This is a genomic window from Methylotenera sp., assembly GCF_029945705.1.
Classification (GTDB): domain Bacteria; phylum Pseudomonadota; class Gammaproteobacteria; order Burkholderiales; family Methylophilaceae; genus Methylotenera.
The window spans coordinates 1-12,189 of the sequence record NZ_JAQSDC010000040.1 but is presented as its reverse complement, the minus strand read 5'-3'; the positions used below and the strand labels follow the sequence as shown (position 1 = coordinate 12,189).

The 12,189-nt window shown below is 43.1% G+C and carries 13 protein-coding genes; 4 read left to right on the top strand and 9 right to left on the bottom strand.

The features are described from left to right. Positions 1-37: 37 nt before the first annotated feature. Together rsxB and rsxA are read right to left on the bottom strand one after the other, a co-directional pair. A complete protein-coding gene (gene rsxB, locus PSU78_RS08370; protein WP_300386971.1) occupies positions 38-610 on the bottom strand; it encodes an electron transport complex subunit RsxB in 573 nt (190 codons plus the stop codon). 54 nt (positions 611-664) lie between these two features. Beyond that, positions 665-1,258, bottom strand: coding sequence for an electron transport complex subunit RsxA (gene rsxA / locus PSU78_RS08365; protein WP_013149044.1), 594 nt, complete (start codon positions 1,256-1,258; stop codon positions 665-667). Positions 1,259-1,560: 302 nt separating this feature from the next. Here rsxA and dapA point away from each other — a divergent pair, with 302 nt between their 5' ends. From dapA to PSU78_RS08350, 3 genes are read left to right on the top strand one after another with little or no spacing between them, the layout of a single operon-like run. Beyond that, on the top strand, positions 1,561-2,454 hold the full coding sequence (gene dapA / locus PSU78_RS08360; protein ID WP_300386968.1) for a 4-hydroxy-tetrahydrodipicolinate synthase: 894 nt from the start codon (positions 1,561-1,563) through the stop codon (positions 2,452-2,454). A 46-nt stretch (positions 2,455-2,500) separates the two neighbouring features. Further along, positions 2,501-3,766 carry an outer membrane protein assembly factor BamC gene (bamC, locus tag PSU78_RS08355; RefSeq protein ID WP_300386966.1) on the top strand — a complete coding sequence of 422 codons (1,266 nt, stop codon included), beginning with the start codon at positions 2,501-2,503 and terminating at the stop codon, positions 3,764-3,766. Positions 3,767-3,810: 44 nt separating this feature from the next. Then, positions 3,811-4,584, top strand: a complete 774-nt coding sequence (locus tag PSU78_RS08350) for an MBL fold metallo-hydrolase (protein WP_300386964.1) — start codon at positions 3,811-3,813, stop codon at positions 4,582-4,584. A gap of 82 nt (positions 4,585-4,666) precedes the next feature. Here the strand turns inward: PSU78_RS08350 and PSU78_RS08345 are convergent, their stop codons facing one another. The 6 genes from PSU78_RS08345 to PSU78_RS08320 form a co-directional block, all read right to left on the bottom strand. Further along, on the bottom strand, positions 4,667-4,906 hold the full coding sequence (locus PSU78_RS08345) for a hypothetical protein (protein WP_300386962.1): 240 nt from the start codon (positions 4,904-4,906) through the stop codon (positions 4,667-4,669). 203 nt (positions 4,907-5,109) lie between these two features. Continuing rightward, positions 5,110-5,964, bottom strand: coding sequence for a secretin N-terminal domain-containing protein (locus tag PSU78_RS08340; RefSeq protein ID WP_300386960.1), 855 nt, complete (start codon positions 5,962-5,964; stop codon positions 5,110-5,112). Then, positions 5,961-6,467 (bottom strand): hypothetical protein, encoded by a 507-nt coding sequence (locus PSU78_RS08335; RefSeq protein WP_300386958.1) that lies wholly within the window; start codon positions 6,465-6,467, stop codon positions 5,961-5,963. Before PSU78_RS08335 ends, PSU78_RS08340 begins: the two co-directional genes overlap by 4 nt. A gap of 44 nt (positions 6,468-6,511) precedes the next feature. Next, positions 6,512-7,690, bottom strand: a complete 1,179-nt coding sequence (locus tag PSU78_RS08330) for a cupin domain-containing protein (protein WP_300386956.1) — start codon at positions 7,688-7,690, stop codon at positions 6,512-6,514. A 15-nt stretch (positions 7,691-7,705) separates the two neighbouring features. Further along, positions 7,706-8,476 carry a molybdopterin-binding protein gene (locus tag PSU78_RS08325; protein ID WP_300386954.1) on the bottom strand — a complete coding sequence of 257 codons (771 nt, stop codon included), beginning with the start codon at positions 8,474-8,476 and terminating at the stop codon, positions 7,706-7,708. A 2-nt stretch (positions 8,477-8,478) separates the two neighbouring features. Continuing rightward, positions 8,479-9,291 carry a cytochrome b/b6 domain-containing protein gene (locus tag PSU78_RS08320; protein WP_300386952.1) on the bottom strand — a complete coding sequence of 271 codons (813 nt, stop codon included), beginning with the start codon at positions 9,289-9,291 and terminating at the stop codon, positions 8,479-8,481. 215 nt (positions 9,292-9,506) lie between these two features. Here PSU78_RS08320 and PSU78_RS08315 point away from each other — a divergent pair, with 215 nt between their 5' ends. Further along, positions 9,507-11,633 carry a molybdopterin oxidoreductase family protein gene (locus PSU78_RS08315; RefSeq protein WP_300386950.1) on the top strand — a complete coding sequence of 709 codons (2,127 nt, stop codon included), beginning with the start codon at positions 9,507-9,509 and terminating at the stop codon, positions 11,631-11,633. 77 nt (positions 11,634-11,710) lie between these two features. Here PSU78_RS08315 and PSU78_RS08310 read toward each other — a convergent pair whose 3' ends face one another. Then, positions 11,711-11,938, bottom strand: coding sequence for a hypothetical protein (locus PSU78_RS08310; RefSeq protein WP_300386949.1), 228 nt, complete (start codon positions 11,936-11,938; stop codon positions 11,711-11,713). Positions 11,939-12,189: the final 251 nt, after the last annotated feature.

Here is a 12,189-nt window from a genome sequence, read left to right as displayed (position 1 = left end):
GGTTTTATTTATTTTGTCTAAAGTTTAACTTTTATTATTAGCTAGCATTCGTAACCTCAAAAGGCACAGCTGTAATGGGTATTACAGGATATTTCCATTTCCAATTATCTGGATTCTCCGCGACTGGTACCATGGTAATGCAGTCTACGGGACAGGGCGCTAAACACAGCTCGCAACCCGTACACTCAGAGCTAATGATAGTGTGCATGTGTTTAGCTGCACCTAAAATCGCGTCTACTGGACAAGCTTGTATGCATAAAGTGCAGCCAATACAGGTGGCCTCGTCAATAAAAGCCACTGCTTTGGGTTTTTCTACGCCATTAGCTGCATTGATAGGCTTATATTCCACACCCATTAAATCGGCTAATGCGTGTGCACCAGCATCACCCCCAGGTGGGCATTGGTTAATGTCCGCCTCGCCAGCGGCAATGGCTGTTGCATAAGGTTTGCAACCAGGGTAGCCGCACTGTCCGCATTGAGTTTGTGGCAAAATTGCGTCGATACGCGCTACTAACGGGTCGCCCTCTACCTTGAAGAGTAAAGCGGCTATGCCTAATAAAGTGCCTAGCACCAAAGCAAGGCCAAGCATAATGTAAAGTGAAATTAGCATGTAGATGTTCTTGAATACTTAATATTTAACCTGATATTTAGCTTAATGCTTGGTCTAATATTTATCTAGGCCAGCAAAACCCATAAAAGCTAAACTCATCAGCGCAGCAGTCACCATGGCAATTGCGGAACCTCGAAGAACCACTGGTACATCAGCCGCTTCTAGTCTTTCACGCATGGAGGCGAATAATATAAGTACAAGTGAAAATCCAATTGCGCCACCCATGCCAAACAGTAAAGACTCGAGAAAGCTATGGCTGGCTTGAGCATTCAGTAGTGGAATGCCAAGCACCGCGCAGTTGGTGGTAATTAAAGGTAAAAATATGCCTAAGCCTTGATAAAGCGGAGGGAAATTCTTTTCCATAATCATTTCTGTCAATTGCACTACGCTGGCAATAATGACAATGAACGAAAGCGTGCGCAGGTACTGCAAGTTATTCGGCTCAAGCAGATACTGATTAACGCCCCAGCTTGTCATTGAGCCTATACTCAATACGAATGCGGTCGCACCCGCCATGCCAATGGACGCTTCTAGTTTCTTAGAAACGCCCATAAACGGGCAAAGCCCTAAGATTTTGACCAGCACAATGTTGTTTACAAGCACTGTGCCAATTAAAATCATAATGTAATGGTGGAAATCAATAGTCATATGCGCTTCTGGGCAATACTGATTAAGTAAATGTATGTAAAAATTCAGTGCGAATTATACCGCGTTTATGCTTGGTCGCGAATCCTAAAAGACTATTCAAAAATAGTGCTGATAGCATTGTGACGCCTAATCTAGCGCTAAGTTTTGCACTTAACAAAGTATCTATAATTATACAGATATAACGATATTGAATATTCATTAGCAATCAGCAAATTAGCAGGCAAATAAGTTTGCACATAGAAGCTGTTTATTTACTGAATTTTTAAGTTAAAATGCTGAATTACAAATAGTTTAGGTTTGCTATGCTGCAAGGTAGTTCTGTCGCTCAAGGTAGTCTAGTTGCTATCGTTACGCCAATGTTTGACGATGGGCGTTTAGATATACCCTCATTGAATACGCTGATTGATTATCATATTGATCAAGGGTCCGATGGTATTGTCATCGTAGGCACGACAGGTGAGTCACCTACTGTCGATTTTGATGAACATTGTTTGTTGATAAAAACGGCAGTGAGCCAAGTGAATGGTCGAGTGCCAGTCATTGCGGGAACTGGCGCAAATTCAACAAAAGAGGCCATTGAACTCACGCAGAAAGCCAAGGACCTTGGTGTAGATGCTTGTTTACTAGTCGCACCTTATTACAATAAGCCTACACAAGAAGGTTTGTATCAGCATTTTATGGCCATTGCCAATGCTGTAGATATTCCACAAATTTTGTATAACGTACCAGGTCGCACGGGTTGTGACCTGACCAATGATACTACGCTACGTTTAGCTGCCCATAAAAATATCATCGGTATTAAAGATGCTACTGGCGGCATTGAGCGTGGAACAGATTTGATTTTACGTGCGCCAAAAGACTTTGCTGTATTAAGTGGCGATGATGCGACCGCAATGTCTTTAATGCTGCTTGGTGGTAAAGGCGTGATTACTGTGACTGGTAACGTAGCGCCAAAATTAATGCACGAAATGTGCGTTGCAGCCGTTGCGGGTGATGCGATTAAAGCACGTGAAATTAATGCTAAGTTGTTTCAGTTACATCAAAAACTATTTGTTGAAGCTAACCCAATGCCCGTTAAATGGGTGTTAGCGCAGATGGGCTTAATTAAAATGGGTATTCGTTTGCCTATGGTGCATTTGTCTGCGCAATATCATGATGTATTACGCGATGCCTGCAAACCAGCCGATATTTTATAAGCAATATTTTTTATATAAAGCAAAATCGTTTTCTAAAGAGGTCTGAATGAAACAAATGCATATCCAGCGCACCGTCATTTACATGCTGCTCACTGCCACTTTAGCTGGCTGTGACTCTATTCCGTTCATTAATAACGAGTCAGACTATAAAGGCGCTAGTAGATCTAAACCATTAGAAGTGCCGCCAGATTTAACTGCTAGTCCAGTGAGCGATGCATACTCTATTCCTGGCAATACTAGTTATTCAACTTATAGCCAAGCGCAAGATAGCCAAGACGCTGGTGTTGAAAAGGTACTGACGAATCCTGACGGCGTTAGATTAGAAAGAGCTGGTGCGCAGCGCTGGTTGGTGGTTAATGCTCCAGCTGAAAAAATATGGCCAGTGATACGCGAATTCTGGACAGACCAAGGTTTTGCTGTGCGTTCAGAGGATGCGCAAATCGGTGTAATGGAAACCGAATGGATCGATGCTGAAGCTATTAAAAAAGATGACTCAGGCAATGTTGGCGAGAAGTTTGATAAATGGCTAGATAAACTATCTGGTTTTGCGGATAAGAAAAAATTCCGTACGCGTTTAGATCGTGGTGACGAAGCAAATACGACTGAAATCTACATGACACATCGCTCAGTGAGCGGTGCGCCAGATGATGGTAAAAATCGTGTGCAAACGCAACTAGGTGAAATTGATACTGGCTATAAAGCCGATGCAAAGTCTGCACCTACTGCAGACGCCAGAGATGCTGAGCTAGACGCAGAGTTATTACGACGCTTAATGGTAAAACTTGGTGTTGAAGAGCAAAAATCTAAAACCATTTTGGCGCAAGCGACCACGCCAAAACGTGCTGATGTTGTGAAGGAGCCAGATGGTAGCGCAACATTAATGTTAAATGATGCTTTTGACCGCGCATGGCGCCGAGTGGGCTTAGCTTTAGACAGAGTTGGCTTTGTGATTGAAGATAAAGACCGTTCGAATGGTTTGTTCTTTGTGCGCTATGCCGATGTGGATATTGACGATACGCCACAGAAAAAGAAAGGCTTATTCGAAACCCTGAAGTTCTGGGGTAATGATGACAAAAAAGAGGCTTCTGGCGCTAATAAAGAGGCCAAAGAAGAAAAAAGCATGGTTGAAAAACTAAAATTCTGGGGTAGTGACGATAAGCAAAAAACTAATCCAGAAAAACAATATCGCATCAAAGTTGCTGAAGGTAATGCAGGTGGGACGGCAGTGACCGTGGTTGATAAAGATGGTGGCCGTGTTAAAACGACTACAGCTAATCGTATCATCGCACTCATGTACGAGCAGCTAAAATAAGGTTACCTGGGAATTGACCTAGGTAAAGACCTGACAAGTATACGATGCGCTTTGCTTCGCTGGGTAGCGGCAGTGCTGGCAATGCGCTAGTCGTAGAAGTTAATCAAACTAGACTCATGCTGGATTGTGGGTTTAGTATTAAAGAAACGCTCGCTAGAATGGCACGCTTAAATCTACAGCCAGATGAATTGGCTGGCATCGTCATTACGCATGAGCATGATGACCATGCTGGCGGTGCGTTTAAATTTGCCGCTAAGTACAAAATCCCCGTGTGGCTCACCTATGGCACATTCAAAATGTCTAGCAGATATATTCCCACACAGCATGATCTTCAATTAAATGTTGTGGATAGCCATAGTGAGTTTTCTGTAGGTGATATTCATGTTCAGCCATATCCCGTGCCGCATGATGCGCGCGAGCCGATGCAATGTGTTTTTTCGGATGGTAACCACAAGTTGGGTGTGCTCACGGATGTTGGACGCACAACACCGCATATTGCTGAAACGTTAAGTGGTTGTAAGGCATTGGTGTTGGAATGTAATCATGACGCCAGTATGTTGCAAGCTGGGCCGTATAGTTGGGCGCTTAAAAAGCGCGTCGGTGGTGATTTAGGGCATCTTGAGAATCAAGATTCGGCAAATTTATTATCTAAGTTAGATAACAGTCAGTTGCAACATATTTTGGCTGCGCACCTAAGTGCAAAAAACAATACACCAGCGCTTGCTAAGGCTAGCTTAGCAAAGGTACTAAGTTGCCAAGACGATTGGATTGGAATTGCTGATCAGCTAGAAGGCTTTGATTGGCGAGTGATTACTTAGACTTACTCTCATGTGTTTAAAAGCAATAGACGTAAAAAAGCCGACTAAAAGTCGGCTTTTGTCACTTCTGACTAAAGGCTAATTACTTAGCAGCTTCAGCAGGAGCAGCTTCAGCAGCAGGAGCCATTTCAGCAGCAGGTGCAGCTTCAGCAGCAGGTGCAGCTTCAGCAGCAGGAGCAGCTTCAGCAGCAGGAGCAGCTTCAGCAGCAGGAGCCATTTCAGCAGCAGGAGCAGCTTCAGCAGCTGGAGCTTCAGCAGCTTTTTCACCACAAGCAGTTAAAGCAAGAGCTAATAATGCAGCAAGTAAAATAGAACGTGTCATTTTTTTATTCCTTAAGGTTTATAACTAGTTAAAAAAACTTTTTCGATAACCGCTTAAAAGTTTTACCTAATTAGCTATACCGAGTGACGCAAATTTTACCAGTTTTTTTTTAAAAAACTAGTGTCTTTCAAGAAGAAAGTGACAAAATTTCCAACAAAATGTATTATTTTCACAACAATTAACAATTCTGTATCAATTTCATCCTATTCCACGCGAATAGACAGTCCATTGCCTTGAGACTGTTGGCCATTTTGCTTACTTAAAATGGTGCGGCTGACCTCATCTTTTTGCTGCATGGTTCCACCTAAATCAAGCCATTCACCACGATTCACTCTAACAATCGTACTGAGCTCTTCAAAGTCTATGACTCTATTTTGCTTTAGCTGCGCAATTCTTGGTGTGATTTCTAGTTCGATTTGATTGCCAATGCTGCGAGGTCGCACGGAGAATCCAGTGCTAATATCCACAAACTCGGTAGTGTGCTGAATGCTGGCATAGCGACGCGTCAGTGTGACCCATTCTTGGGTATAGGGTACAGATTGCCCAACGCGAATAAACGCGCGCTCACCATCCATCACATTAATGAATTGGTTACCATTGCTGCGTACGCTACTTTGATTGCTTTCAATATCAAGCTGTACGCCATCAGCCGCACTTCTTGGATATTTATTTGTCCCTATTGTGACGTTGCCTATGCGTTTTCGACCACTTACTACAAGGTTATCATCGTTAGTTTGTGAGTTATTTTGATGGCTGACGGTAATTTTCAGGTTTTGACGTTCAACATCTAATGTCGAAATGATTTGCTCTATTTCGATCATTTTTTCTGGGCTAGCCCGAATGATTAAGTGGTTTTGCATGCCAGTTGCAGTCCCGTCGCTGCCAACTAAAGGCTGAATGATAGGCAGAATATCTTCAGCAAAATGATGTTGTAAGTCAATAATCTTAAACTCAGTGGCCGCTAACGCATTGGGTGAAAAGACTGAGAGCGTTAGTAAATAGCCTGCAAAGGCAAATAATCGCGTCCATCTAACTGTTGTAAAGTCGTTTAGCTTCATAAACCTAGCCTTGAAATAGTCACAACATCTTGTGTCGCTTCAAGCAATTCTTTGAATCTAGTATTGAGTAAGCCTGCGGTTGCAAGGTCATCCAAGCCATACCTAAAGCGCGCTTGGTCGATGTGTATACGTTTAACGTAATGTCTGTCATCTGCCAATATGAAACAGTCTTTTGCATGTTTTGCCGATTGATTGGTTTCGTACACGGTCATTTTGTGTCCGTAAATGGTGAGTAAATCTAACAGGCGTGGGCATTTGCCTTGAAAAAATCCACTATCTTGTAAAACTATCGTTAATTGATTACTTGGACTTTTATTTAAGAACTGTTGAAACAGCTCATATCTTTGCTTACTGGCAAAATCACCATGACTTAGATCTTGGTCAAAAATCAATAATTCGCGCTCAGCACTGGTTAAAATAAGATTAATGGCCTCGGCGTAGAGATGCTCGCCGACCATAATCTGATCTGGAATTAGCTCACTATTAATCTCGTTAGTCGTCATAGGTTTAAATCTCTAAATTTGACTGAATTATTTTGAATGTCTTATCAAGAATCAAAACTCAGGTAACCAGCAATATACCAATCATAAAGCTGCTGCAATAATGGTGCATCTTGAATGTTGCGAGCCTCAATATAACGTTGGTCTGCAAGCTTAGTAAGAATATTTGCAGGCTCGCCAACCCACGTGGTGACTTCGCCATTGAGGTAAAAGTTATCTGTGGAAAATAGCATTTGGCTTTTTAAATCTAGCGCGATGCCGATTTTTGCTAGTTTCTCAGTAAAGTTACGCATAGCCATTTTTTTGTTGGGCTCAAACACCACATCAGCTTTAGGTTCAGAAAGATAGGTCCCTAGAAACTCGGCAATTGCTTCGTTTGACCATTTAATTTTTTGTAAATTCGCACTGACTTTGGCAATCATTTCTTTGCCGATTTCGGCAGCATGGTCTTGTAATTGCAAATCGGCATCTTGATATATTCCGTTCAGTACAAGTTTGTCTTGATTCAGCTGATCCTGCATAAATCCTAAAAACTCCGTGGCAAGCTCTTGGTTTTTAGGCGCCCTAAAGCCAATTGAATATGTCATGCAGTCATCATCTCCATCCGACACCGCAATGCCCCAATGTGCAAGATGAGGTGGCAAATAGAGCATATCACCCGCTTCTAGCAACCACTCTTGCGAGGTGTCAAAATGCTGCAAAATACGTAGCGGTGCGCCGTCAACTAAGCTTAAATCCGTTTGCTCGCTAATGCGCCATAAGCGCTTGCCTTGTCCTTGCAATAGAAATACATCATAACTATCAAAATGCGGGCCTACGCCACCGCCATTGGGGGCGTAGCTCACCATTAAGTCATCAAGCCTAGCGTGTGGAATAAAGTCGAATTGCTGTAGTAATGCAGCGCCCTCAGGTAAGTGATGGTTCACACTTTGTACGAGTAAGGTCCAATTATTATCTACCGTTGGCTTCTCAGGTAAGTTTGCAAAATCATCTTCATCAAAAGGCCCCTGGTCTGCATACCATTGACCTTTTTTATATTTAACAATGCGAGACTGCACCGCATCTTCGCAAGCTAAGCCTGCGAGTTCATCGGGAGTCAATAAGCCTGCAAAATCAGAGATAGCATTTTTAATTAACAAAGGTTTTTTTTGCCAATAGTCTGCTAGAAATGTCTCTGGGGCTAAACCGCCTAATAGTTGTAATGAGTTATTTTTTTTCTTTTGCATAATATTTAAGTTGATTTAGATGCCTGCATACCACTCATAGCCAGCGGAGTCTTCCCAATAGCCGCCTTTTCCTTGCGCGATATGATCAAGCTTTTCAACGAGCTCAATGCGCATAATGTACTTAGCTTGCTTATAGCCAAGCTGGCGTTCAACGCGTAAGCGAATAGGGGCGCCATTTTTAACGGGTAAAGTTTCACCATTGAGTTTGTAGGCAAGTATGGTTTGCGCATGCAAAGCATCGACCATATCAATGCTTTCATAATATTTATCTGTGCCATCATCATTCATTGGGTCAGCACAATAAAACACAACATATTGCGCCTTGGTTAATGGCTTAGCCAAGTCTAAAATTTCATGCAAAGGCGTACCTGTCCATTTGCCAATGGCGCTCCAGCCCTCTACACAATCATGTCTAGTAATTTGTGTGCGGCTTGGTAATGCTTGAATGTCGGCCAGTGTTAACTTAAGCGGCTTTTCCACTAAACCATTCACCTCTAAAGACCAGTCTACGAAGTTATTTTTCTCCAATGCAATATATTCTGCGCTGTTGGGCATAGACGTACCATTGCTTCTAAAGCTAGGAGATAAATCAGCCTCGCTAAATTCTTGCGCCATTGATTTAGGATTATTCAACAGTCCTCGTGCATTTTTGCTAAAGCTTTCGCCAGTTTTGAGTAATCCAGTAAATGTTTGCGAGTTTGAAAGTTTATCGCAGCCGGCAAGTACTACTGCACTTGCGCCTAACATCATACGTTTAAAGAAGCGCCTTCTGTCATATTGGTGCATGATTATTGACCCTTTTTATGAGAGGTGTCGATGTAATATTGACCAGTAATCATCGAGCGAATATTGTTCCAAAGCCCTGTGATAATCACTTCAAACACATGAATAAACACAAAGCCAACCAACAACCACGCGACAATAAAATGAATGGTGCGCGCTGTTTGTCGGCCACCAAATAAGTCAACCCAACCAGGGATGAGTGAGTTTAAAAAAGGTGACATTGCCATGCCCATTAAAATGATGAGTGGCAGCAAAATAAAAATCACACTCAAGTACGCTATTTTTTGTAGTACGTTATAGGGAATCGCATCCTCGCCTGTTGGGTGTTTAAATCTGGCATGATCTTTAACAGATTGCCAAAAAGAAGCGCGGTCTTTCTTGTTGACCAGTAAGTCGCGTTGAACGTGCTTACTTAAGAAGGAGTGCGTTAAATAGCTAGCGCCATTAATCACGAACAACCAAGCAAAGAAAAAGTGCCAATGTCTCGCCATCGCTAGCCATTTTGGACCAGGAATGGTCAGCCAAGAGGGAAATCCGCGCTTAATCATGTTGCCGTTTGGCCCTGTTGAGGCGCCAAGGACGCCTGTTGTATTAAATTCGTAGCCCAAAATATTTGTCACACCGATTAGCTCACCTTTGCTATTTTGTCGTGATTTTATTTCAAAGACTGGTGCTAGACCGTTATAAGAAGATTTGCCGATATTGAGCGCCGAGTGCGCGTTAAATATATTAAGCCCTGTCATAAACAACACAATAAAGCAGGTCACATTAATCCAATGCATGATGCGAGTAGGCAGTTTGTGGCGATATATAAACATAGCTTTTCCTATATTAAAGGGTTGATTTACAAACGCTAGTTATTAAAATTTTAGTAGATTCTACACCAACTGCCACGATTAATTTACAAATCTACTTTTGAGTTGTATGCACAAATCTGAGCGAAAAAGGCACATATTGCATTGCTATACTGATGAGTATATATTAACTAAAAAAGCAGTTTACAACTCAATATTATTTGGTGGAGAAGACTAGCATGGATGGAGATCAAAGCATCAAAACGTTTCACGGTGGCTGTCCGCATGATTGCCCAGATACGTGTAGCATGGTGTATACCGTGAAAGATAATAAGCTTATTTCAGTCACTGGCAATAAAGACCACCCCATGACACGCGGCGGCTTATGCGTCAAACTCAAAGATTACGAAAAGCGTCATTATCATCCTGATAGACTTCTATATCCACTCAAGCGCACTGGCGCTAAAGGTAGCAAACAGTTCAAGCGCATTACGTGGGATGAAGCGCTGACTGAAATCACCAGTAAATGGAAAGCTATTATCGCCAGCGATGGTCCGCATGCCATTATGCCCAACAGCTATCTGGGCAATCAAGGCTTGGTACATGGTCTCAATGGAGGCGATGCTTTTTTTAACCGCATGGGTGCAACTGTGTGCGAACGCACTTTTTGTGGCGAGGGTTCCTGTACTGCATGGTTATTAACCGTTGGTCCAACTGCTGGCGTTGACCCTGAAAGTTTTAGCCATTCTAAATACATTGTTATTTGGGCATGTAACTCAGTAAGTACTAACTTACATCACTGGCATATCATTCACGAAGCACAGAAACGTGGTGCCAAAGTCGTGGTGATTGATTCTTATGCCTCTAAAACTGCAAAAGAAGCTGATTGGCATATTGCGCCAAAACCAGGCACAGATGGCGCACTCGCCATGGCGATGATGAATGTGATTATTGCAGAAGGCTTGGTTGATCAAGACTACGTGGATAACTACACAGTTGGTTACAAAGAGTTAGCCGAACGCGCTAAAACAAGAACGCCAGAGTGGGCGGCAGAAATTACAGGTATTTCTGCTGATGACATTCGTAAATTTGCACGTGAATACGCTACCACGCCACCAGCGGCAATTCGTTTGGGCGTAGCACTTGAAAGAAGTTACGGCGGCAGTCAAGCCATTCGGGCGGTCACATGCTTACCTGCGCTGATAGGCGCATGGCGTTACGTAGGCGGTGGCGCTTTACAGTTTCCAGTATGGGAACATCCCTATAAGTTTGATGTAATCTCCCGCCCAGATTTAATCCCAGAAGGCACGCCAGTGGTGAATAATTTACAGTTAGGCCGCGTACTCACTGGTGAAACCAAGCTTGATACGCCGATTAAATCAATGATGGTGTGGAACACCAACCCCATTACCCAAGCACCCGAAACCGATAAAATCATTAAAGGTTTAGAACGTGAAGATTTATTCACCGTGGTCGCCGAGCATTTTATGTCTGACACCGCAGCCTATGCCGATATTGTGCTGCCAGCCGCCATGGGTGCGGAGATGGAGGATATGGTGCTGTCATGGGGGCATCTATACTTAACTTACAATGAGAAATGTATAGACCCGCCGGGCGAGGCGCTGCCTAATAATGAAATCTTCAGGCAGCTTGCTAAACGTATGGGTTACGAAGATGATAACTTCAAATGGAACGACACCGAATGCCTAGAAAACTACGTAGACTGGGCATCACCCACCTGCGAAGGTATTGATTTGGATTATCTACGTCAACACGGCTTCGCACGATTAAAAGCCTTTGGCGATAAAGATACCCGCGCTCGACATGCCAAAGGTGAGTTCCCTACGCCAACGGGTAAGTGTCACTTTATGGCAGAAGGCGCTAAAAACTTTGTGGCAGGACCTTTCCGCCAAATGTACGAAGGCTTTCAACCAGGCGAGGATATAGACCCACTACCTGATTATGTGGCCTCGCGCGAAACGCCAGCCAGCAACCCAGCATTGGCGGCTAAATATCCTTTGAATATTATTTCGCCCAAAAGCCATGGCTTTTTAAACTCATGCTATGCCAATGTGGCGGAGAAAATTAAAGGGCAGGGCGAGCAGTTCGTGATGATTAATCAGCTTGATGCCACAGCACGTAATATTAAAGCAGGTGATGTGGTGAAGGTGTTTAATGACCGAGGTGCGTTTGAGGGTTTGGCTAAAATTTCAGATGATGTGAATGCGGGGATTATTGTGGCAACGCTTGGCTATTGGCGCCAGTTGAATAATGGTACGGTGAATTGTATTAGTTCAGCGGAGTTTGGGGATATGGGGCATTCGACTACGTTTAGTGATAATTTGGTGGAGTTAGCGTTGGTTTAGCATATCACAAAGGCGGGGCGTGTTTTAGCTCGCCTCGTCTAGTGTCTATGCAAGGGCGTCAAAGTGACAGAATCGATTCATAGCTTACTGATTTTTATGTTCTTCTTATCCCGTTTTGAATCTCGCCAGATTTCAACGCGAAATTGATTAGTTGGAATATCTTGCTTAGGATTAGGTGCGCGTGTAGGGTCGTTCTTCTTTCTATCATCGTTGCTGCCATTTAATTCGTTTTCTTCAACTTTAAACAGAGGCTCCTGTTTTGGATACTTAGGTGAATTTTTAAGTGCTTCATTTAGTGTTTTCATGAACTCTGGAGAAGAGTCCGCCTCACTCCCAAGAATACGTTCTGCTTCTATCATTGCTTGTTCTGCCGTCAGCTCGCCTTTCTGAACTTTCTGAAACAGTCTATGTAAAAGTGATAACGTACCAGCGTTGTTTCGATAAGTGGTCTTAACATTGCTTTGTTCAAATGGTGATACTGCACTTTCTACTAGCTTATTGTTAATGACCCCTGTTGAATAAAGTGGACACTACCACTTCAGACAAGCTCTTCCTG